Genomic DNA, 23,808 nt, shown 5'->3' with positions numbered 1-23,808 from the left:
GCAATTTATGATATGTCGATTTTTTGATTTTTCATTTTCTTAAAAGGAACTCGAACCAAGTTATAAGCACCCTTGGTTGATAAATTCTTGTAATCATCTGGCTGTAAGTCCATTTTCAAAAACTTTTTCTGTTCCGCCAACAGCAGCACTGAAGAAGGTTTTAGTCCTTTAGCAGCCTGATTTTTAATATGCTCTACAGCCTCTTGGGGAAATTTTAAATAATTTACATGGATGTGGCTGTAAAATACCACACTAGGCTTTTTGAAGCCAAGCATGATCAATTCTTCATTTGGTTGTTTTGCTTCTAGAATGACCGCAGACAATTCCCTTAAGGGTAATTGACGTTCTCGATCGATAAAGAACGAAGCAGGCGTTAAGACAAAAATTACAAACGCCACAAAACCGATTAAGTTAATACCGATAATATAATTCCAGCGGCGACTCAATAATAAACCCGCGACCAAAACAGCAGAAACTAGCCAAATTATACCCGCGATTACTGGTAAACCAGATTGTTCAATTAGTTCGTGGAAGTTACTTATCGCTGGATCGGTACCTAATATGTGGGTGATATTGAGCAGTGCTGTTGCCAGAACTGATAAAAATACTACATTCACCCAACCACTTATTCGCAGCAAAGAGGCGGAGATAGATTGAGTGGGAGAGGGGGAAACAGGAATTGTTGGCCGTGTCTTTGTATCTGAAAAAACGTCGCTCCACAACAGGGCTACCAGGATTGCTGCTGCTGGCATTAAAGGCAATACGTAGCTAGGGAGTTTAGTAACGGCAATGCTAAAAAAGGCAAAGATGCTAGCAAACCAGAACCAGGCAAATAAACCAAATTGCTGAAAACGTTCAAGCGATCGCCAATGCGATCGCTGCCAAAATTTTAGTCTAATTATAGAAGCTGGTAAATACACTGAGTATGGTGCAAAACCCAACAGCACGACTACAAAGTAAAAATACCAAGGTGCTGAGTGACCATTAACTACTTCTGTAAAGCGTTCCAGGTTGTGATAACCAAAAAAGGAGTTAATGTAATTCCAGCCATTGCGCCAAATGACTAAAGCATACCAGGGCACTGACAAAGCGAGAATTATCAGTGTACCTACGAGAAGGTGCATTTCCCGCAACACCTCTCGCACTTTACCCACGTAAAGCAAAAAGGCGGCAACAATTAGCCCCGGCAAAACAATTCCCACTGGCCCTTTGGTCAAAATTGCGCCAGCAATCAGCACATAAAAAGCTAAGTACCACTTATTAGGGAATAGGGCATGGGGCATCCCTTCGGCTTCGCTCAGGGCAAGTGGGGATTGGGCAGAAGAGTGCAGAGGAGAAGAATTTTCCCCCTGCTCCCCTGCTCCCCTGCCCCCCTGCTCCCCTGCCCCCCTGCCCCCCTTCTTCCCTGCGTACCCTAGAAAGAAACATAACAAAGCCGATGCCATGCATCCGGTGAGCAGCATATCAGAGACACCCGTTCTCGCCCAAATAATAGTTTCGGGATTGAGTGCCATGAGTGCGGCGGCGATAAAAGATGTTAAGTAGCGACGAGTAGGACGTGAAACTTGCTCTAATTCGTCTTGTTTAGCCAGATACCACTGGATGGTGTAAAAAGCTAAACAAACTAAGCCGAATGCGGCGATCGCAGAAGGAAGGCGTACTGCCCATTCATTCACGCCAATCAGATGATATGCGATCGCCTGACACCAGTAAATTAAAGCAGGTTTATCGAAACGAGTGTCACCATTGAAAAATGGGGTAATCCAATCACCTGTGACGAACATTTGGCGGGAAGCTTCGGCAAAGAGCGGCTCTGTTTCATCAATTAAGCCAATGTTGCCCAAATTCCACCCAAAAGCCACCCAGCCAACCACCATCAACCACAAAATCGACACAGTTACACTCAGGGCTGGATTTTTTGCTATTTTGTTGAACCACCGATCAACAGTGTGCTTAACACTCAATTTCATTCTCATTTAGTCAATAGTCAACAATCACTAATCAATAGTCGTTGGTTATCTATCTTTTGTTCTTCGGGGTTTTTAATTCAACAATTTTCCTCTATCCATTACTTAACACTTTACCAACTGTAGGGTAAGGATATGAAGAGTGCTGAGTTCCGAGTTCCTCGGCTTAGAGTTAATCTTTCCTCCCGCCCCGAATGGCACTAAGAAAAGCTGAAACCTCCTTGCTGGCAGGGTGTGGGAGGTGTGGGGGGTGTGGGAGGCAATGCAGCGTTCATTGATGTGCAGTTATTCAATTTCTCCTCTTTCTCCCCACCCTCCCCACACCTCCCACACTTCCCACTCTCCCCAAACTCAAAAATCTTGTTATATCAGGGCTTTGCGATTAACAAGCGTGCCATTCCCCCCCCGCCCCTTATCCCCACAATGCCAAGAAGTCTATTGACTCAGCACAAGTTGCCATTCTCTGTTTTGGGAATTCCACTTAGGTAATTGAGTTTCGCCAATAATATAAGGGCCCCAGTAACGACGGGAACCATCTTGTGCAAAAGCAACTAAAACATCTCCCTTTTCCAACTTTAAATTATTCTGAGGTAGAGATAGAACCAGTCCCTTCTCACTACCTTCTTCGGGAGCAAAATCCCAATGTGCCGGTACATCGTAGTGAGTTTGTTTTTTACTAGCTCCTTTTACTACTGACTGTCGTGCCAGTAGAACCAGCCGCACAGGCTGATTTGTTTGATTGCTCATTCGCAAATTCCCTCCTCGATCCTTGGCAATGCTTGTTGATTTATCACGCTCTGCCAAGACAGGATAAGTATTCTCTTTACTGCTATGTTCTACTCGATTGGTTGGGGTAGGTGCTGGAGTAGATACACTAGCGGAAATACCTTTTTCAGGTACGACCGAGGTTGTATGCCACTCTTGAGTTTCTGTTGGCAGTTGTGAAGATGTATCTGGGTTTGTATCTGGGTTGGTGGACTCAAAGGATACGCTCAGTCCAAAGCATCCCACTAGAGCAACAAGCAGTCCCAAACACAAAGCTGTAATACCGACGTTACGATACACTAAAGATTTCATATTGATAGTTATTTAGAAATAAATATTTTGTTTAGGCTTGACCAAATAGTAGCCTATTATCCCAAAAGATAATCACACAAAATAGCCGAATATAGACTTTCCTAAAATTAGGAATACGAATGTATGATAAATATCATTTTGATTAGAAAACATTTGAAGGATATAATCTCTTTGATGTTTGAAAAACAAGAGTTACAGACATCGATTACTTTGGTTTTTAACCGTAAGTATGGATAAAAACAAGATAATTTGATACCTACTTAGCCAATTCATTTGTATAAAAAAAATAAAACTTTCCTGAAACCGTTAGCAGCCTCAACAAGGCGTTCTTTGCTAAACGTCAGATAAATCTAAGTGGTGTATTTTGTCTTCTGATATTAAAAGCACACCTTAACAGGATATTTGGAAAGTACCTGGCGATCTAGCCAGTGCTTAGAGATCCTCCTTCCTAAATCTAGACAAGTCCCTTGTCCTGTTGGGAGATGCTACAAGTAGCTTACTTCCATACATGAATACAAGTCAGACAACCCGCTTAACGAACTAGCTTCCTTAAAAAAGGGGAATTTTGAATCATTTTCCCATTTTTTAAGGCTTGAATGTAGGGATAAAACTAAATATTATTGTTTCCAAACATCTTCTAAGAAACTGTACTTCTCTGAAGATGATAAAATGGTGAAATTTGAATAAACACTGTAATTCCAGTAGATATCTACAATAGTAACAAACAAGCTGATGCTAAAACCAATATCCTTCTTACATTAATATAGATATATTTCAAGATATCTTGACTTTTCCCAGAAGTCCCTTTGATGCAAAACACTCGTCTCAACAACTTGTTCGATGCCATTGCTACACGCTTTGGGCAATGGTTTTTAAATCCTTGGCGACGGCTATCGTTGCTGATAATTAGTTTTTTGTTCGGTTTTTTTCTGGGAAACGCAGCTTCCACCACTGCTGGACAACGGGCAGAATTAGACATTGTAGTAGCTGGTTTTTTAGTACTGTTGACGGAAATTACTAGCAGAATATTTTATAGTCGCAGCTTTTTGGAAAGGCGATCGCTCTTGGTAGACTCACTAAATCTTCTCAAAGTTGGTTTCATCTACAGCCTGTTTCTCGAAGCTTTTAAGCTGGGATCGTAGTCAGATGGAGAATTTATGAATTTGTGGCTGAGTGTTTTGGCAACCAATGGGCTGGGGGAAACTTGGAAGCAGGAAGCAAGAGAAGCAGCGCTGGCAGATCGGTTAAAGGCAAAAGCTTTTGGCATCGCGCCGGAAAATGTTGATGAAATGATCGAAAGGCGATCGCATTTACTAAAATCTGTCTTCCCAGCTTTTAGCGAATTGTGTCAAGCTACTCTCCAAGTACAACCCCAGGAAATGTTACAGGTATTGTGGGACTTGTGGCTGCCTTTGGGGATCAAACTAGCATCGCAGCGCCAACAGTTGGGACACCCCCTGATTCAAGGAATATTGGGAGGACAAGGCACTGGTAAAACCACAATGTCCAAATTTCTCATTTTGATTCTCGATCATTTGGGATACAGGACTGTGAGTTTATCTTTGGATGACTTATATAAAACTTACAGCGATCGCTTGCTTTTGACACAGCAAGATCCCCGCTTAATTTGGCGCGGGCCACCAGGAACTCACGATATAGACTTAGGCTTAAATGTACTAGACCAAATCCGCGAGTTGCAAAGCCCGGTAATGCTTCCCCGCTTTGACAAATCAGCTTATGGAGGTGCTGGCGATCGCACTAATCCCGAAATGGTGGCGGATGTAGATATTGTACTATTTGAAGGTTGGTTTGTGGGTGTGCGACCAATTAACACTGATTTATTTGATACTGCGCCACAGCCAATTGTCACAGATGAAGATAGAGCATTCGCCCGTGAGATGAATCTTCGCCTCCACAATTATCTACCACTGTGGGAGCGATTAGACAGTTTAATTGTGCTGTATCCCACCGATTACCGCTGTTCTTTGGAGTGGCGCAAACAGGCGGAACAACAGATGATTGCTGCGGGGAAATCGGGGATGACTAATTCACAGATAGAGCAATTTGTCAATTATTTTTGGCGATCGCTTCACCCGGAATTATTCATCACGCCGTTGGTAAGAGATGCGATAGCGGTTGATTTAGTGATTGAGATTAATCCCGATCGTAGCTTTGGTCAAGTGTATTGCGATCGCACTTAGAGGTTAGTTCTCAAGCAAATCAGCACTTAAGTCTTTTAGCGAACACGATCTTAAGGGCTACTGGCAACATTTTGGGTTTTCGAGACGCGATAAATCGCCGTCTCTACAAGTGTTTTGGGGTTATCTGAACTGTATTGACATATAACCCTATTTCTACTTTCTTTGTGTAAAGCAAACTTAGATATTGTAACTAAATTGCTATCAATATTTAGCTAAATTAATTTGGGCGTTGCTGAATAAAAGTATGATTTTTTTTTCACGCACAGACGTAGAGAGTAAGAGTTTGATAAATGGAATTTTTAATTTTCATACCTCAATTCAGCAACGCTTTAATTCCTCTGAGTTAAATATATGCAATTAACTCTAACTTGTCGTCCACTCAGAGTTGAAACTTTTGCTCAATAGAATGATTGATGAATCAGTCCATCTCCAAATGGAAGGTTGGCTCCAACTTTAGTTGGAATCCAAATTCAAACCTAAAGAGAATTTTTTGGGGAAAGGTATTGTTATTTCAAGCGCTCTAGTAAACGATCGCCAACTCGCAATGAATTAGCAATAATGGTCAGCGTGGGATTGACGGCGGAACTGGATGGAAAGAAGCTGCCATCGACAACATAGAGATTATCCACGTCATGGGTACGACAATTAAGATCCAGTACAGAGGTTTTTGGGTCTTCTCCAAAAAGACAAGTACCGCATTGATGACCAACCGATTGCAATGGCATCATGTTGCGGGGATAGAGGCTAAATGGAATGCAGTGTTCTGCCCGATCTACTTGCTTGAGAACACCTACCCAGCGTTTAGCTAGGCGATCGCTTGCTTCTAAATTGTTGGGTTTATAGTTTAAGTAAAGGCGCTCTTTTTCTACCCGCACGCGATTCTCAAGATCGGGTAAGTCTTCTGTTTGCAACCACCAGCCAACTGTATGTTCGGCAACTGTTTTCAGTTCTGCCCCTGGTCGTAGTTTTAATAGTGGAGCCAGCAATGCGGGAACTTCGGCGGGTAGCATATCTGCCAATACGTTGCCAGTATTTTGTACCAAGCCCATTGGGTAGGGAAAATCAGATTCGCCCCAATAAAAATCACTAATGGCGATCGTTTTTTGATAAACAGAAAGATTGAGTTTTGTGTTGAGTTGCACCATTGCCATAGAAATATGCTTCATCAGGTTGCGCCCCACCCGATCGGAACTGTTTGCTAATCCGTTGGGATGTTGGTCATTGTGCGATCGCAATAACAATGCTGCTGAGTTAATCGCGCCGCAAGCAACTACAACAATATCACCTGTAAAGAATTGAGTTTCGCCATTAATCTCAGCTTCTACGCGGGTGACTTCTCGACCAGAGGAACTTGTATGTAACCGTGTGACTTTGGCTTCAGTCAGTAAAGTAATGTTTTCATTATGGCGAATTTGTTGAATACAGTTAACTTCAGCATCGGCTTTACCTTGAGTTAAACAAGGAAAGCCATCGCAGGTATCGCAACGAATACACTTCCCCAGGGTTTTATCTACTTCATTAAGTTTCAATCCCAACGGCAGATTAAAGGGATGCAAACCAGCTTCCCTCAGACTGTTAACAAGTTCCTGCATTCGGGGTTCATGGTGTACGGGAGGATAGGGATAAGGTAAACTCCTCGCTGCCTCGGTAGGATCGATACCCCCTTGACCGTGGACATCATAAAGCTGCTCTGCTTGAGTGTAGTACGGTTCAAAGTCTCGGTATTTTAATGGCCATGCAGGTGAAATACCGTCCTTGTGTTCCACCTGCTCAAAATCGCGTTCGCGTAATCGTAACAATGCTGCACCGTAAACTTTGGTATTACCACCAACCCAGTAGTTCATTGCTGGACGGAAGGGTTTATGATTTACGTCATACCACTGCTCTGGAGTGTGATACCGTTCTTTTTGGTAAACTTCCAGCGCACTCCAGTTTTCCTTTTCTCGCGGTAAAAATTTACCTCGTTCCAAAATTAAAATTTTCTTGCCACTGGGTGCAAGATGATAGGCTAAAGTGCCTCCACCCGCCCCAGTGCCGATAATAATCGCATCATAATGAGTGTTCGTTGTCATGATTGTTCTCCTGGAATTGGCAGAGAGTCACTCAAATCGATTTTGCCGTGACGATTGTAGTCACAGCGAAAAATACAGCGTTTATGATTGTTGTGATGCAATTTGGCACACTTAACGGCGCGTTTGCCAAATAAATATTGATATACTCCTGATGCCAGCAACATCCCCGCAGGTGGCACAATTACATATAGCCAAAATGCTGTCCAAATGCGGGCAGGTAAAGCAGAAGCTAGGCTGCGGGCAGGGTTCATGCCAAAGCCAGATAGAGGAGCTTCAAAAAAAACGTAAAGCATTACCAGAAATCCGGCAAATAGCCCTGTAAAACGACTGAGTTTCTGGTTGTTACTACTTAGCAGCACGGTCATCATCATCACAAATGCAATGACTAGTTCGCCCAATAAAGCCACAACCCACCCTGATGTTCCCGGCACAGTGACGATGTAGTTCACAGGTACTTTGGTGAACACTTGACCCAGCAATAATGCCACCAAATAAACCCCAAACAAACCGCCCAAACATTGAAACAGAATGTAAAAAATAGCATCCTGACGCTTGACTTTTCCCAGACGATAGAATGTGAGCGTGACAGCAGGATTCATGTGTGCGCCCGATTGCTTGCCCCAAGGCGAATAAATCAGAGTAATTGCCGTTATTCCCATAACTACACCAATTAAAAATCGGCGCAAATCGCCATTGGGAATTGCTTGATGAATCGGAGAACCAGGATACTGAAATACACAGGTGAATACTCCCGCAGCAATCAGAAATAATGCTAGCTGTGCTGCTTCCATTAAGTATTCTGGTAAATGCTTTCTAAATGTTTCCATGCTGCTCTTGCGCTCGGTGTTCAGCATTTTGGAGAATTAGCGCGGCGACTAATCCTGTCCAGCCTGTTTGATGACTGGCTCCAATACCCGCCCCGTTATCTCCATGAAAGTATTCATGGAATAAAATATAGTTGCGCCAATGGGGATCGGATTGAAATATTTCCAGACCGCCATATACCGGGCGACGACCGGCAGGATCTTGCTCAAAAATCGCAACTAGGCGATGAGAAAGGGCGATCGCTATTTCCTTTAATGTCATTTCTTGCCCGGAACCTGTGGGATATTCCACCTTCAAGCTATCTCCGAAGTAATCATAAAAGCTCCAGAGTGATTCAATAATTAAGTAGTTTACCGGGAACCAAATCGGGCCACGCCAGTTAGAGTTGCCACCAAACAAACCTGTGGTAGATTCGGCGGGTTCGTAACGAACGCAGTAATCATGTTCGCCTGAATGTAAAACATAAGGATCTTTGAGGTGATGCTTGGAGATGGCGCGAATTCCGTAATCACTCAAGAATTCATTCTCGTCGAACATCCGTTGCAGAATACGTTGTAACTTTGTCTTGTAAGCGATCGCTAACAGTCTTCTCGCACCTACCCCCGGTGTTTCCATACAGGCGACATTATCCTTTAAATCTGGGCGATTGCGGATGAACCATTCCATCCGACGCTTGAAGCCTGGAAAACGCTCTAAAGTTTCTAATTCCAGCACTGTGACAGCGTGAAGGGGAATCAACCCAACCATTGAGCGCACTTTGACGGGAAATTGCCGTCCATCGGGTAAACGCAGTGCATCGTAGTAAAAGCCGTCTTCTTCATTCCACAGCGAAATATCTGAATTCCCAATACCGTCAATGGCATCAGCAATGTAGAGAAAATGCTCGAAGAACTTGCTGGCAATGTCTTCGTAGGTAGAATCTTCTTTAGCGAGTTCCAGGGCGATCGCTAGCATATTTAAACAGTACATTCCCATCCAGCTTGTACCATCTGCTTGATTTAGATGGCCGCCTGTAGGTAGTTCATTGCTGCGGTCAAATACTCCGATGTTGTCCAGCCCCAAAAATCCACCCTGAAATACGTTTTTACCTTCTATATCTTTGCGATTTACCCACCAAGTAAAATTCAGCAACAGCTTGTGAAAGACCTTTTCTAGAAAAGCGCGATCGGCTTTTTTGCAAGACTTCTGCTCGATTTGATAAACCCGCAAAGCTGCCCACGCCTGCACGGGGGGATTAACATCACCAAATGCCCATTCGTAAGCAGGTAATTGACCATTGGGCTGCATATACCATTCTCGTGTCAAGCGGTCAAGCTGCAACTTAGCAAAACTTGGATCGATGACAGCTAAGGGAATCAAGTGAAATGCTAAATCCCAAGCAGCAAACCAAGGGTATTCCCACTTGTCTGGCATCGAGAGGATATCTTCGCTGAACAGAGAAATCCACTCATGGTTGCGTCCAGCCTGTCGTTCCGGTGGAGGTGGTGGTTGTTGGGGATCGCCCTTGAGCCAGTCATTGACGACATAGTTATAATACTGCTTGCTCCATAGCAAGCCGGCAAAGGCTTGACGTTGAATATTGCGCTCATCTTCTGACACGGGAAAGGGAGAAATGCCCTGATAAAATTCATCAGCTTCAGCAATACGTGTCTGGAAAATTGTGTCAAAATCTTTGCCAAAAGGATCTGTCAGAGTTTGCACATCACTCAACCGCAAGCGTACAACTTTAGTTTCACCTGGATTGATGGTTAATTTGTAGTGAGAGGCAAACTTTGTACCTATACAGTTGGAATTGACGGCTGCTGTTTTCCCATTCACCAGATAATCATTAATGCCATCTTTGACATAAGGTGAATCATTGGTGGAACCAAATAATCGTTCGTAATTGGTTTCGTTGTCGGTAAACAGGAGTTCTGTATCTCCTTGGCAGTAAAGCCAGCGAGTTCCCAAGTGAGAATTCTCGGCTTCAATTAAACTGAAGTTGGAATCTGAGCTAACCACTTTCATAAAAGGTTTCTCAATTTCGGGATTCCAAGCCCAGATATTCCGAAACCAGAGTGTTGGCAGTAGATGCAGTGTGCTGGCTTCTGAACTGCGATTAGCGATCGCAATTTGAATCAAAATATCTTCCGGTGTGGCTTTGGCATACTCGATAAAAACATCAAAATAACGGTTCTCGGCAAAAATGCCCGTATCAAGTAGCTCAAACTCCGGCTCAAATTTGCTTCTGCGCTGATTTTCTTCTAACAGTTGCGTGTAGGGAAATGCTTGTTGGGGATACTTGTACAAGCATTTCATGTAGGAATGGGTCGGCGTATTGTCAAGATAAAAGTAATACTCTTTAACATCCTCACCGTGATTACCTTCTGTGCCCGTTAGCCCAAACAATCGTTCTTTGAGAATGGGATCGTTGCCATTCCACAGGGCGATCGCAAAACACAAACGTTGCCGACTATCGGAAATACCAGCAATGCCATCTTCGCCCCAACGATAAACACGCGATCGGGCATGATCGTGAGGAAAATAATCCCAAGCAGAACCGTCATGGCTGTAATCTTCCCGCACCGTTCCCCATTGGCGATCGCTGAGATAAGGCCCCCAGCGTTTCCAGTAGGCAACACGTTCTCGATCCTGCTGCAATCTTACTTCTTCTGGAGTCACGTCGCTTCGCTCCGAATTCAAAATGGGAATGGGGAATGGGGAATGGGGATTGCGGACTGGGGACTGGGGACTGGGGACTGGGGACTGGGGACTGGGGACTGGGGACTGGGGACTGGGGATTGGGGATTGGGGACTATAAAAAAGCTTCCCACACTTCCCACACTTCCCACACCTCCCACACTTCCCAACACTCTATTGCTCTTGATAATTCCAGAGCAACCCACCGTCAACAAAAAATGTTGTACCTGTTACATAATCTGACTCAGAAGATGCGAGAAATGCAACTATAGATGCAACATCTCCTGGTTGTCCCAATCTTCCCAAAGGAATGTTTTTCAGGAGCGCCCCTAACTTCTGTGGATCGTTTAAAAGTTTAGTATTTATGGGAGTTTCAATTGCCCCTGGCGCAACATTATTAATATTAATGCCATGAGGAGCCAGTTCTACAGCCAAATTACGGGTGAGCATTTTCAAGCCACCTTTGCTAGCACAGTAAGCAGCAAAGTGCGGAAAAGGTAATTCTTCGTGTACGGAACTAATATTAATAATCTTGCCAGGTTGCTTTCTTTCTAGTAGGTGTTGCACAAATGCTTGTGTGGCAAAGAATATTCCTTTGAGATTCACATTCATGACAGCATCGTAATCGGCTTCAGTCACATCCCAAAAATCGGCGTTTTTTTCAATGCCTGCATTGTTAACCAAAATATCTAGCTTGCCAAAGTGGGAAATACTGTCTGCAATCATGCGCTGCACATCGGCAACCTTACCTGTATCTCCTTGAATTGTAAACCCGTCTACGATATGGCATTGACCACCAGCTGCCTTTACCTTCGACAAGGTTTCTTCCGCCCCTTCAGGATGAGAGCGGTAGTTGATAACAATACTTGCTCCTTCCTGTGCTAGACGAATTGCGATCGCCTGTCCTATCCCTTGACTACTCCCTGTAACCAGTGCAATTTTATCTTTTAGTTTCATATACCTGTTCCAATGACTTTAGTATTGAAAGCGCTCTGTTACATTAAGTCCAGTTAATTAACGATCGTTCGATCTATCTATGCAAAAATCTAAAACTCTTTTCTCCCTGGCTCTCTGCCCACGTGGTATGAATAAGTCTTTCACTGGATATGATACAACACTATAGGATACGACTGGTTTCAGTATCCATGCTCACCTTCATCCTTGAACCAAGCTAGTAGTCTGTCCCATTAATTTTGATAGGTGAATCAAATTTCAATTTCTCTTCTTTCCTTCTTCCTTTGCGTCCTTGGCGTTCTTGGCGGTTCGTTCTCTTACCCCTGAAAATTAATGCGATAGACCACTAGTAGTCTGTCCCAAAAGTTTTGAGAGGTTAGTGATGTTCAGATCCCCGACTTTTTGAAGAAGTCGGGGATCTAGCAGCCCCACAAAATAGAGGCGCAGAGAAGACAAAGAGATGAAGAAGAGAGAGGATTGTTGTATGAGATTTTTGAATGTTTTTTAATTTGGAAGTCCCTTACAACTTGGAAAACAATATATTTAACCCTTCGGTCATCGTGGGATGAGTCAAAATCCCGTCGCGCAGAACGGTGTAGGGCATCTGAGCTTGCATCACCATCTGCACCGTCGAAATCACTTCACCTGCTTCATGACACAACAGGGAACACCCTAAAATCCGACCTGTCTCGGTATCTACAATCGCCTTCAGCAGTCCATCGGTTTGACCGAGTGTTCTTGCTCTGGGAACGGCTGACGCATCAACCTTCGCCACGCGGATGGCATATCCTTGTTGCTGTGCTTCAGTTTCAGTCAAACCCACATGAGCCAGTTCTGGATCGATGAACAGACAGGATGGCACTAAGCGATCGCCTGTACTCCGGTTGCCCCCATCAATTAAATTAGCTTTCACAATACGATAATCGTCGAGCGATATATGAGTGTATTGCGGGCCGCCATTGATATCGCCTAACGCCCAAATTCCGGGTACATTTGTCTCCAGGCGATCGTTGACTTGAATAAATCCGCGTGTATCGGTTGCCACACCAGCAGCAGCTAAATTTAAGCTCTCGATATTGGGCGCACGACCAACGGCGACGAGCAAATGCGACCCCTGGAGGCTGAGGGAGCGATCGCCAACTTGGATTTGCAGGATGGTTTCATTGCCAGTGCGATCGATCCTCAACACTTTCGCCTTTAGCAAGAATTCAATACCATCTTTTTCTAACAGTGTTTGAACGGCGATCGCTATATCTGGATCTTGCTGTGACAGGATTTGCTCACTTTGCCCAATAACAGTAACGCGAGAGCCAAAGCGCCGAAACATCTGGGCAAACTCCAAACCAATATAGCCACTACCGAGAACGATCAGATGTTCAGGCAAGTGTTCTAGCTCCATAATCGACTCACTCGTTAAAAACTCAACTTCTGTGAGTCCGGGAATGGATGGAATTAACGGGCGTGTGCCTGTATTAATAAATAAGCGTTCGGCGGTAAGTAAGCGATTATTTCCCTCAGTCGTCGTTACTGCGATCGTTTTGGGAGCAACAAACCTTGCTTCGGCAACGATCAAGTTGTTATCGAGAGCCGTTTCTAAATTGTGCAAGTTCATTTCACGCATCCCTTGCACAACTGATCGTTTTCGTTGGATCACCTCTGCTAGATCAACGATGGGTGTATTAGCTTTAACCCCATAAGCGGCACTGTTTCGCACTGTGTTTGCTACATTGGCACTCGCCACCATAGTTTTAGTAGGAATGCAGGCAATATTAATGCACCCACCACCAATCATGTTTAAGCTGCGTTCAACCAGAGCGGTTTTACGTCCGTCAGCGACTAGCGCTGGTGCCAGTGTTTTACCCGCCTTGCCGCCGCCGATAATAATATCGTCATAGTGTTGAGTGTCCACTTCCATATCTTTTGAGTTTGATAAGGTGAATACGATGTCTAGAAGGTGTTATGAATTACAGAAAAAACTGGCTGACTAAGAGGGTTTTAGCGATAACGTATTTGCCCTAGTACTGTGTCAATAAATAATTGATGGATAAATTTCCTGTAGAGACGGCGATTTATCGCGTCTCTTTAACCGTCAAAATGAATTATGACAGACCACTAGCTGGGTTTTCAAAAAATGCATCATAACATCCGCGCTTAGGATTCAACTTTTTCTACAAGCTTGCTTCATCAAGATACGCTTGTTTTTATACACCTCTAAAGTTCCAGACTGTGCGTTATCCAACGTGCCATCCCACACCCAATATTCATAAATTCCACTCCGAAACTTATACACTCGAACACCTTCTGTCGCTTGGCTAGTTCCTTTGCCCAAACTTAAATTACCGTTGGGACTGGTCGCGCGATAGAGTAGTTCACCGGAATTATAATTCTGCCAAATATTGATGTTGTACCGACCCTGGCATTTTGTACTCAGGATGAGGCCAGCAGTAGAATCAGCAGAAGCTGGTAAGGAAAAATTAGCTAATATACTGATTGGCAGAGCAAGAAGTAACGTGGATGTTTTCATGAGTGTTGTAAGATTAATGAGTTTGACATTACTGCATTGCTGCAACAACTTCATCTGTAGAAAGAACTGCATTGGCGATATACCCAAAGTTGATCAGTGCTGCCTTGTAGCCGTCGCCCAATTTCGGATGCCGAGGGGCTGCTGTTGCATCCTTAACGACAAGAACCTCAAATCCCTGTTCGAGCAGTTCGCGTAGGTGAGCTTCAACACAAAGATTCGCCAACATTCCGAGTAGAATGACTTTGCTGATGTTGCGTTTACGTAGTTGCAAAACGAGATCGTTGGTTTGCGGCCCGTAGACTTTGTGAGGACTGGCCACAATCGTCTTCCCATCCTCAATGAAGGGCTTATAGCGAGCAAGCCAGTCAGCACCCGATCCCAAGAATCCATCAAGGCTCAACGCGCCACGGCGATCGAACTCCTTAACCTCAAGCATCATTTGCTCTAGGTTGCCGGCAAATTTCCAATTATGATCGGTGGGGTAGTAATAGTGAGGAGAGATAAAAACCTCGAATTCATTCTGCTTTGCGGCTTTGAAGATTCGCTCGATGTTCTCGACGGTATTGTTATCCTTAACACTCTCACCCACCAAATCCCAGGAAACCCCTTTTTCGCTCAAGACATCGTTTTGCGGATCGATGACGACTATTGCGGTGTCATTCTTGTTGATGTTCATGGTTTTCTCCTTGCTTGTTGATTTTCACCGTTCTCTTTCTTAAAAACCATTTGCGATATGCAGCGTTTTCCCAGTGATTCAGAATCAGAATACTTGGTTGCCAGAGCGATCGCTAACTGGTTCTTTAAAAATTCCAGTGCTAACTATTTTCCCTTTCCAGGTCACTTCACGCGGCAATCTGACGTTTACAGAGATGAGTTTCATCAGAATTTTAAATTGGGTCAATAGTTAAGTATTTAAATTGAGTCAACCAATAAGTTAATTAAAGAAGTGCTTGATGGATTAAAGGTGCAATGATAGCGATATTTTTCACCAACTCATCGGAGAGAGAAAATCGCTGTTTCAAGTAATTGGGATCGTTGTAACTCACCCACACCTTGCCGTCAGTCGCTTCCCATGCCAGTATTTTCAGGGGTAAATCCAGGGCGATCGTTGGTTCTGCCACCATCAGGGGAGTTCCGCCTTTCGGGTTGCCAAACAGCAACAACTGCGTCGGAGGTAGGCTAAGTCCGACTTTTTCGGCTTCAGCCTGTTGATCGATGCGGGCAAAAACGGTGATGCCTTTTGCTTGAAGGACGGCTTCTAATCGATCAATGGTTACAGGCACTGAATATTGACTGAGCTGGCTAATGATGCCGTTGTTTGCATTCATAGCAGTGGACTTCTTGTAGGATAAAAACTGGGTGATATGACCGTTGGGCTTTTCAAAGATTGAGGTCAGACAATCCGGGACGATCGTCAGGACGACGACCTAGTATCCAGTGGTATTTGCGATCGCTTTGGTGAATTGGCAGGTCGTTGATGCTGGCAATACGCCATCGCATGAATCCATGTTCATCGAATTCCCAATTCTCATTGCCGTAAGAACGGAACCAGTTGCCGGAATCATCATGCCATTCATAAGCAAATCGGACAGCAATGCGGTTGTCTTGAAAAGCCCAAAGCTCTTTGATTAGACGGTAGTCTAATTCTTTAAGCCACTTACGTGTCAAGAACTGCACGATCGCCTCACGACCAGATAGAAATTCTGAGCGGTTGCGCCAAATGCTATCCGATGTGTAAGCAAGTGATACTAGTTCAGGGTTACGTGTGTTCCAAGCATCTTCTGCGATTCTGACTTTTTGGATGGCGGATTCATTATTGAAAGGCGGCAGGGGTAGTCGAGGATTTTCGGCGTTGGTCATAGTCAGTGTAAAATGGTGATTCTCGTTCCGAGAGGCTTTGCCAACGCCTCAGCATGATTGGATTAAAATTACAGCATATTTCAATTTGGTAAAGACACAAACTAAGTCCCGAAGCCAGGTATAAACCCTGTTTTACTTTTGGATTCTGAATTCGGCTGTAAGTGCGTGGCGGCTGAATTACCTCAAAAGCAGTTAGATGCCCCCGTCGCAACTGCGATTTTTCCGTCTAGTTTTTTGATGATGATTTCCGAGGATCGGGCAGAGTGAACTCCACAGTTTCGCTAGTGATTACTTTGTGCGTGGGGTCAGCTAGTTCGATCAGCACCTTGTGTACGCCAGGTTCCAGTCCGACCAGGATGATCGTTTCCCCACTGGCATCGACAAAGTGCCACGGCGCGTCGTCAACGGTGATGTGGATATGACCGATGCGCGGCGATACTTCAAGGGCACCCTTGCCGAACACCGGCAACACGCGCAGGTTCTCCGTCCGGTACTGGATAAAGACGCGACCCTGTGCTAGCGGTTCGGCAAGCGGTGGATCGACAATCAGCTTGGCTGGAGCTTCGTTTTCGATCGCAATCAATGGTGATGGGCCGCGAATGTCCTTGGCGCTCGGTGTGTGGGTGTTCATAGCGTAAGTACCTGAGAGTAGTTTATATAACGATCCATTTGAAGGTGAAGTGCGCAGAGTCATCGCTCCAGAGAAGCCATTAACGTTTTTTTGATGCGAGTTCCCAGACCGCAGTTGCGAATGCTTTAGGATCTTCCTGGGGCAGGTTATGACCGACGTTTGGAATGACCCGATGCTGACGTTCGCCGCTAAACTTCGCTGCCGTCGATTTCCCATCGGTTGCTGGCACGACACCATCTGCGTCCCCGTCCAGCGCGATCGTCGGCACCGTAATGGTCGGTTGCGCGGCGAGTCGCTGCTCAAGCTCCTCATACATGGGATAGCCGACAGCAAGTCCAAGGCGATGGCGGTAGGAATGAATGACGACCTCCACATAATCGGGGTTGTCGAAGGCGCTGGCGTGTCGATCGAGCGTTGCCTCGTCAAAGTGCCAGTTCGGCGAATTGCGAGTCCAGAGAATCCTCGCAATCTCACGTCTGTTAGCCGTCAGTCCGGCGCGTCCGCGCTCGGTCTGGAAATAGTATTGGTACCAGATACCAGATTCGATCGCGGGTGAAAGTGGCAGCCCTGCTTTGGCAATATCCTGGATTAGGTAGCTATTGACGGACACCAGACCTGTGCATCGTTCAGGCCAGAGAGCCGCAACAACACAAGCAGCTCGTCCACCCCAGTCATAGCCAGCAAGCACAGCACGGTTCAACTGCAATGCATCCATCAAGGCGATCGCATCAACACCGATCGCGGCTTGCTGCCCGGAGCGTGGTGTGGCGCTGTCGAGAAAACGGGTTGATCCATGTCCTCGCAAGTAGGGAACAATCACCCGACATCCGCGTGCAGCAAGCATTGGTGCAACGTCAATGTAGCTATCGATGGAATACGGGAACCCATGCAGCAGCAACACCGGAGATCCATCGCTCGGTCCTGCTTCGTAGTAACCGATGTCGAGGACACCCGCTTTTATCTGCTTGATGGGAGCAAACCTAAATTCAGAACGTTTGGGCTTGTCAAAGCTTGCGTGTGCGGTACCCATGAGTGCCATTTCTGTGAAAATGCTTGCTGCCGCCGTTCCCAGAAAGCGGCGGCGGTTGTGTTTAATTGCTTTGAGCATGGGATTTGTTCATTGAATTGGTGGATGAGGCGATCGGGCGGAACGCAGTGCCCAAAAGCGACGGCGATGATAGTTGATTCTTTCAGACATTTGTTAATCTCTTTGCTTTGATCGTTGACTTCTTCGGACATTCATGTTTCTCCAAGTCGGTGGACTACCGCGCATTCGTGCGTAGCGGGACTGGCAGGAGGTTAGCTTCGGATGTGCTTGCCTGACATCTCGGTGTCACAAAACTTGCTGAAACTCACGATGTTGGCTAACGCACCTTCGGCATTCAAGGCGCGTAATGCGTAAAGACAAAGTCGCGAGCTTTAACGCTCACATGGCAGGAAAAGCAGCTGTGTACCGCTACGTCGGCGGGTTTGCCGTCGTTAATTGAGCGAACCCCCAGCCGCCGGTCGAGGCGTATTTTATTGAGTCCTTGACCATAAACTGAACCCCCTCCTTGGGTGGCCCAGCTACGTAAGATTGGAGGCGGCCAAAAGCTCTGTTGTTTTCCTCCGATGGGACGTAACTCCAGGCGAGCCGGGCAATGATTGTGCCGTCCGGGAACGGAAGCTTCCCTTCCCGGTATGCCTCGATCGCTACATCGTTGCCCAATTTGGCGCGTATATCGTTGAGGTCGCCTTTTTCGCGGGCTACGGAGATCAACGTCCAGTCGCGGTATCCGGGGGGGATTTTGCCTCCGAAGATTGGGGCGGCCGCTCCATCAGCCTGTCGAGAGGGGGGAACCATGCAGACAACCATGCCAGCCACCATTACAACTACAACCAGCAATAAAGCGATCCGTCTCATACAGTGCCTCCTTTTTTTAGCTCTTTGCGTCACCGCGTCTCCCTCTCTGCATCGAATGGCACGCTTGTTAATCGCAAAGCCCTGATATAACAAGATTTTTGAGTGTGGGGAGTGTGGGGAGTGTGGGGGGTAAGACTTCTTCTCCATCCTCCCACACCTCCCACACCTCCCACACCCTGCCAGCAAGGAGGTTTCAGCTTTTCAAGCGTGCCATTCCTCTCTGCATCCTATTGCAGATATTTCTTCAATTGGGCAGCAGCTTGAACAAACAGAGAACGGGTTTGTGGCAGATCGGCTAAGGCAGGAATCAAGTTGCGAAACATATGAGAGGAGGTTGGGAAGCCGTGCAACAGCAGAATTGTCGGATTACTGCGGGAACCAGCTTCTCGGTAAAATATATCTAAACCATCGATCGATACTGTGCGATAAGTGGTCATGCCAGAATGGCACTAAGAAAAGGGAAAATCGTTGAGGCAGCAGGGGTGCAGAGGAGCACAGGAGCAGGGGAGAAAGAAGAAATTTTAGGCATTGCGTTCAGATATTTAGAAATTGCCCTCTGCCCCCCTGCTCCCCTGCCCCTCTGCAATCCCTACGCCGCTTACCTTTTAGCTTAACTTAGTGCCATTCGGTCATGCCATTACTCCTTAGACATTTTGAGCGCTTGTCCAGCAACTTTTGCACTCAATTAGACAGAGACGGGTTGCAGTCGTGAGGCGAGAAATTGAGCGATGTGGTTTGCGATCGCATCGCCTTCTTCTTCTAAGGCAAAATGTCCGGTATCGAGTAAATGCAACTCCACGTCTTTGAGGTCGCGCTTGTAGGGATGAGCGCCTTCTGCGGGGAAGATGTAGTCATTCTTACCCCAAACAATCAGGGTTGGTGGCTGATATTTGCGAAAATACTCCTGCCATTGCGGATACAACGGTGGATTAGTGCCATAGCTATACAGCAGCGCCAGCTGAATCTCATCGTTTCCTGGGCGATCGAGGAAATGTTGATCGATAGTCCAGGTATCAGGGCTGATTGCTTCGAGATTGCGAACACCGTTGGTATATTGCCATTTCGTGGCTTCCAAGGTGACAAGGTGTTTAAGTTTGTCAGCATTCTCAGGCGATCGCTCTTGCCAGTAAGCCTTGATTGGCTCCCAAAAATCGCGCAGACCTTCTTCGTAGGCATTCCCATTTTGAACGATGAGTGCTTCCACTCGCTCTGGATATTTAGCCGCAATCCGATAGCCAATGGGAGCGCCATAATCCATCACGTAAAGGCTATATTTATTGAGATCGATCGCGGTAATAAATTTATCCACTATCTCGGCTAGGCGATCGAATGTGTAGTCAAACTCATTCACGGTTGGCATCGAACTGTTGCCGTAACCTGGATAATCGGGTGCAACCAAATGGAAGCGATCGGCAAGCGCAGATATCAGATTGCGGAACATGTGAGATGAGGTTGGGAAGCCGTGCAACAGTAGAATTGTCGGATTACTGCGGGAACCAGCTTCTCGATAAAAGATATCCAAACCATCGATCGAAACTGTACGATATGTGGTCATGACTTTATTCCTTGTAAGGTTATATAGAGTACTTCTACGCACAACTTTCACGTCGCGCATCTCGTTGAAATGCCAATTAAGGCTACGGTGTACACACAAGTCTCTCGATCTGCACCTTTGATGCATTGCCCTGCATGTTGCATCGATCTGCAAAAATTAACCTACCCTACGTTACGCAGCAACTTTAAAAGACTTGTGCGTACACTGTAGTCTTTACAAGGGGAGGGTTAGGGTGGGATATTTTTGTACCTCACCAACTTAAAGTCTGCTGTATGTTGTTTTGTAATGAGTAAACGTTTAAGGAAACACAAGTATGGAGTCCTCCACAAGCACATTCAAACTTGTGCCATACCACCATCGACAAACAGTTCGATGCCGTTCACAAAGCTGCTGTCATCCGAGGCAAGGAAAAGAACCGCCTTAGCGATTTCGTCCGGTGTGCCGACCCGCCCCAAGGGGATAGTGTCAACTTGGCTGGACACAAATCCCTGTACCTGTTCCTCACTCAATCCCAGGAGATTGTAGCCAGGAGTAGGAACCACACCGGGGCTGATGGCATTGACGCGAATCTTGCGTTCTTTGAGGTCGAGTGTCCAGTTACGGGCAAACGATCGCACAGCGGCTTTAGTTGCGCTGTAAACGCTGAACGCTGGAGTGCCTTGAATGGAAGTGGTCGAAGCATTGAGGACGATCGATGAACCCTCTGGCATCAACGGCAGTGCTTTCTGTACAGTGAAGAGTAAACCTTTGACATTGGTATTAAAGGTCTTATCGAAATGCTCCTCGGTAATCGAGCCGAGTGGGGCAAGTTCGCCGCCTCCAGCGTTAGCGAAGAGGATATCGAGGTGTCCTTTCTCCTGCTTAATCGTAGTGTAAAGGCGATCGATATCTGCAAGATTGGACACATCACTCTGAACAGCAGTGACATTTTTTCCAATTTTCTTCACCGCACCATCAAGTTCGTTTTGACGACGACCAGTGATAAAGACGTAAGCGCCCTCTTCTACGAATCTCTGGGCTGTAGCGAATCCGATTCCACTGTTACCACCTGTGACTAATGCGATCTTACCTGTAAGTTTACCCGCCATAAAACTTCTCCATTTGTGTGAATTTCGCATTGGCATTTGCCTTCAATGCACTGGACAATTACGCAATCTGTCTTCTATGAGAAACTATGAAAATCGCTGAACGATACCGCTTATTTGCTGCGATCGCCTGTCGTAGGCAATGGAATTAGTTTACCCCGTAGCAACAGCCGTACTGTTCCCAGAGCAATACTGCCGATCGCAATATTTGCGCCAACGAATAACAGTATTGCCAGCTTTTCCATCACTCCGGTCATGCCGCGTTCAACTAAGCGCAGGGATGACAGCGATAGGGCGGCAACGCCGAGGGTGAATGCCCAGTAGGAGGCTGCAAAGGGTTGTTGAAACAACCACGGTAGCAGCCGCAATAGAATCAACGCCTGTAAAAGTCCATAGCCAAAGAGGATCTGGGCAAAAGCATCAGGCTGACCACTGGTGATACTCAAATAGGCAACACAGCCAACGACAGGGGGTGCTAGTTGAATGCCCAGCGTTGGACGCAGTGGTTTAGGCAGTTCTTCAAACAAGTACAGCCGATGGATGATGATGGACTCCAGTGCCAGCCACGAAAACAGCCCCGCCCCAAAAAACAACGCGCCCCACTCTCGATAACCGAGCGCACTGGCAACGATCGCACTGACAAAACCACCTGCGACTGTAGGCAGGTAAAGAATGGGTGTGATTGTTTCTGGCTTACGCCCTCCCATCCATAGCTGACCGGAACGATACACGCCAAAACTCAACTGACCAATTGCACCCACAACGAATAACACGACGGCGATCGCATGGGAGTAGGGCGCGATCGCCAATGCCACAAGCACCGTAGATACAGGCACCAACCCGATAAAGCAACACAAAACAGGATGCTCAAACTCAGCTAGGGCATCTGCTCTCGCCCACAGCCATTTGCTGACATAGAGCAGCAACAACACGAGCCAGATTGCAACTGCAAGCAGCATAATTGCTTCGCCAATCCAGGCAGGGAGATGCCAGAGTTTTGCAGCTACTCGCCAGCAACTACCCAATCCCGCTAAACCCAGAATCATGCTGAAAAAGGAAGCAGGAATCGTGATGCGATAATCTTTTAATACGGTAGGCTTTAGACGTGATTTTCTCATGGTCTAGCTTCCTGGCAGCAATAGAGAGATGCAAGCGAGATTCCTCCCCAGAGTGAGTACTTCAGGACTTACGCAAAAATAGCCAAAAAGCTTAATTTATCGAACCGCCAAGACGCCAAGAACGCCAAGAGTTCGTAGAGTTTGCGTAAGTCCTATACTTATCGGAGTGCGAACCAAGATTACCTCATACCGAGGGTAAGGCTCCGGGCGGCCCCAGAATTTCGTCGCCGATCTCGGTGGAAATGCGATCGAACAGCGCCATGTCCGGTGCTTCTGTCTCATCCTGTGTACCAACTGCTGCGATTAGCCGAGCAAAGCCACTCGGCGCAGCAACCACCAACCCGCGAGTTGGCCGATCGCTGAGTGCAGCGACTACATGAGGTGTACCAGCAGGAATCAGGAAGCTTTCACCAGCATTCAACACAACCTTGTTTTCAGCCGCCCAAACCGTGAACTCCCCTTCTAGCACGTAGAGTTGTTCCGAATAGCGCGTATGGCGATGGGGGGGTGTTTGTGTGCCGGGAGGGAAGTAGCCTTCGATCAGATCGTACTGACCTCCGGTAGTCGTGCGATCGGCAATGATGTTGAGGCGAGTGCCAAAAAGCCAGAGAGATTGTGTCATCAGATTTCTCCTGTTGATTAATTGCTTGTGTAATAAGCAGTAATTGTGGCTATGTGGTTAAGAACCAAGAAACTTAATGACTTGCAGTGATAATAGCTGCCATCAACTGCTCAATTTTCCAGCGTTCGCTATACCGAATTCCATTAATAAACAGTGCCGGAGTAGCCGTTACTCCACTGTATAATCCATTTTCAATATCTTCATTGATGCGATCGATGTAGACTTTTTTAGATATATCTTGCAGAAATTGGGAAATATCAAGTCCTAGATTATTGGCATACTCCACGAGATAGCCATTTCCCAACTCTTGTTGATGGCTGAACAGCATTTCATGCATTGGCCAAAATTGACCTTGGACAGCGGCAGCTTCAGCAGCTTCAGCAGCACGTTGAGCATGAGAATGAATCTCTATCTGTGGAAAATGACGGAAGATGAAACACAAATAATTCTCCCCCAAAGAAACACTAAGCTGTTGCCCAATGACTTTAATCAGCCTGTAAACGTCCGCACTTTGAGAACATTCATAGTCCCCATACATCACCAGCACTACTGTGGCATTCAGAACGCCTTTTAGATGATCTTGTGTTGAAGGTGGGACAAATAACAAGCTACGGTCACGGTCAAAACTCACTAATACCTCCGACGGTTGTATGCTCGTCGCCAGCGCTGAATATACAACCCTCTTTTTACTTTCTTTGTGTAAAGTAAACATTGATTGCAAATAAGTTGCAATCA

Annotated in this window: 22 protein-coding genes; 2 read left to right on the top strand and 20 right to left on the bottom strand. The window is 46.1% G+C overall.

What is annotated here, in order from left to right:
• Positions 1 to 5: 5 nt before the first annotated feature.
• Entirely contained in the window at positions 6 to 1,976 is a 1,971-nt protein-coding gene (locus V7K84_RS04425) for an ArnT family glycosyltransferase (protein WP_334836658.1), read from the bottom strand.
• Positions 1,977 to 2,402: 426 nt separating this feature from the next.
• Positions 2,403 to 3,044 (bottom strand): hypothetical protein, encoded by a 642-nt coding sequence (locus V7K84_RS04420; protein WP_334836657.1) that lies wholly within the window; start codon positions 3,042 to 3,044, stop codon positions 2,403 to 2,405.
• 809 nt (positions 3,045 to 3,853) lie between these two features.
• Here V7K84_RS04420 and V7K84_RS04415 point away from each other — a divergent pair.
• A complete protein-coding gene (locus V7K84_RS04415; RefSeq protein ID WP_334836656.1) occupies positions 3,854 to 4,186 on the top strand; it encodes a DUF565 domain-containing protein in 333 nt (110 codons plus the stop codon).
• Positions 4,187 to 4,201: 15 nt separating this feature from the next.
• Entirely contained in the window at positions 4,202 to 5,245 is a 1,044-nt protein-coding gene (locus V7K84_RS04410) for a glycerate kinase (protein WP_334836655.1), read from the top strand.
• Between the two features lie 506 nt (positions 5,246 to 5,751).
• Here the strand turns inward: V7K84_RS04410 and V7K84_RS04405 are convergent.
• The 18 genes from V7K84_RS04405 to V7K84_RS04320 all read right to left on the bottom strand — a co-directional run bounded on the left by V7K84_RS04405 (position 5,752) and on the right by V7K84_RS04320 (position 23,704).
• Positions 5,752 to 7,317, bottom strand: coding sequence for a GMC family oxidoreductase (locus V7K84_RS04405; RefSeq protein ID WP_334836654.1), 1,566 nt, complete (start codon positions 7,315 to 7,317; stop codon positions 5,752 to 5,754).
• Entirely contained in the window at positions 7,314 to 8,144 is an 831-nt protein-coding gene (locus tag V7K84_RS04400; protein WP_334836653.1) for an MIP/aquaporin family protein, read from the bottom strand. Before V7K84_RS04400 ends, V7K84_RS04405 begins: the two co-directional genes overlap by 4 nt.
• Positions 8,131 to 10,803, bottom strand: coding sequence for an MGH1-like glycoside hydrolase domain-containing protein (locus tag V7K84_RS04395; protein WP_334836652.1), 2,673 nt, complete (start codon positions 10,801 to 10,803; stop codon positions 8,131 to 8,133). The genes V7K84_RS04400 and V7K84_RS04395 overlap by 14 nt, the downstream gene beginning before the upstream one ends.
• A 192-nt stretch (positions 10,804 to 10,995) precedes the next feature.
• Positions 10,996 to 11,778: a glucose 1-dehydrogenase gene (locus tag V7K84_RS04390; protein WP_292725397.1), complete on the bottom strand. Its 783-nt coding sequence runs from the start codon at positions 11,776 to 11,778 to the stop codon at positions 10,996 to 10,998.
• Between the two features lie 517 nt (positions 11,779 to 12,295).
• Entirely contained in the window at positions 12,296 to 13,690 is a 1,395-nt protein-coding gene (locus V7K84_RS04385; RefSeq protein ID WP_334836651.1) for a mercuric reductase, read from the bottom strand.
• 243 nt (positions 13,691 to 13,933) lie between these two features.
• Entirely contained in the window at positions 13,934 to 14,299 is a 366-nt protein-coding gene (locus tag V7K84_RS04380) for a hypothetical protein (protein ID WP_334836650.1), read from the bottom strand.
• A gap of 28 nt (positions 14,300 to 14,327) precedes the next feature.
• Entirely contained in the window at positions 14,328 to 14,975 is a 648-nt protein-coding gene (locus tag V7K84_RS04375) for a cysteine hydrolase (RefSeq protein WP_334836649.1), read from the bottom strand.
• A 262-nt stretch (positions 14,976 to 15,237) separates the two neighbouring features.
• Entirely contained in the window at positions 15,238 to 15,627 is a 390-nt protein-coding gene (locus V7K84_RS04370; RefSeq protein WP_334836648.1) for a DUF302 domain-containing protein, read from the bottom strand.
• A gap of 52 nt (positions 15,628 to 15,679) precedes the next feature.
• The gene (locus V7K84_RS04365) at positions 15,680 to 16,159 is read right to left on the bottom strand and encodes a nuclear transport factor 2 family protein (protein ID WP_334836647.1); all 480 of its coding nucleotides are present in this window, start codon (positions 16,157 to 16,159) and stop codon (positions 15,680 to 15,682) included.
• Positions 16,160 to 16,385: 226 nt separating this feature from the next.
• Positions 16,386 to 16,790 (bottom strand): DUF6130 family protein, encoded by a 405-nt coding sequence (locus V7K84_RS04360; RefSeq protein WP_334836646.1) that lies wholly within the window; start codon positions 16,788 to 16,790, stop codon positions 16,386 to 16,388.
• Between the two features lie 79 nt (positions 16,791 to 16,869).
• The gene (locus V7K84_RS04355; RefSeq protein WP_334836645.1) at positions 16,870 to 17,898 is read right to left on the bottom strand and encodes an alpha/beta fold hydrolase; all 1,029 of its coding nucleotides are present in this window, start codon (positions 17,896 to 17,898) and stop codon (positions 16,870 to 16,872) included.
• Between the two features lie 348 nt (positions 17,899 to 18,246).
• The gene (locus tag V7K84_RS04350) at positions 18,247 to 18,693 is read right to left on the bottom strand and encodes a cytochrome P460 family protein (protein ID WP_334836644.1); all 447 of its coding nucleotides are present in this window, start codon (positions 18,691 to 18,693) and stop codon (positions 18,247 to 18,249) included.
• Positions 18,694 to 18,920: 227 nt separating this feature from the next.
• The gene (locus V7K84_RS04345) at positions 18,921 to 19,130 is read right to left on the bottom strand and encodes an alpha/beta fold hydrolase (RefSeq protein ID WP_334836643.1); all 210 of its coding nucleotides are present in this window, start codon (positions 19,128 to 19,130) and stop codon (positions 18,921 to 18,923) included.
• A gap of 248 nt (positions 19,131 to 19,378) precedes the next feature.
• Positions 19,379 to 20,248 (bottom strand): alpha/beta fold hydrolase, encoded by an 870-nt coding sequence (locus V7K84_RS04340; RefSeq protein WP_334836642.1) that lies wholly within the window; start codon positions 20,246 to 20,248, stop codon positions 19,379 to 19,381.
• A 335-nt stretch (positions 20,249 to 20,583) separates the two neighbouring features.
• Entirely contained in the window at positions 20,584 to 21,366 is a 783-nt protein-coding gene (locus V7K84_RS04335) for a glucose 1-dehydrogenase (protein WP_334836641.1), read from the bottom strand.
• Positions 21,367 to 21,446: 80 nt separating this feature from the next.
• Positions 21,447 to 22,451 (bottom strand): dicarboxylate transporter/tellurite-resistance protein TehA, encoded by a 1,005-nt coding sequence (gene tehA, locus V7K84_RS04330; RefSeq protein ID WP_334836640.1) that lies wholly within the window; start codon positions 22,449 to 22,451, stop codon positions 21,447 to 21,449.
• Positions 22,452 to 22,635: 184 nt separating this feature from the next.
• Positions 22,636 to 23,073, bottom strand: coding sequence for a cupin domain-containing protein (locus V7K84_RS04325; RefSeq protein ID WP_334836639.1), 438 nt, complete (start codon positions 23,071 to 23,073; stop codon positions 22,636 to 22,638).
• Between the two features lie 73 nt (positions 23,074 to 23,146).
• Positions 23,147 to 23,704 (bottom strand): DsbA family protein, encoded by a 558-nt coding sequence (locus tag V7K84_RS04320; protein WP_334836638.1) that lies wholly within the window; start codon positions 23,702 to 23,704, stop codon positions 23,147 to 23,149.
• Positions 23,705 to 23,808: the final 104 nt, after the last annotated feature.

Source organism: Nostoc sp., assembly GCF_036917315.1.
GTDB lineage: Bacteria > Cyanobacteriota > Cyanobacteriia > Cyanobacteriales > Nostocaceae > Nostoc.
This window is presented reverse-complemented; position numbering and strand designations above follow the sequence as displayed.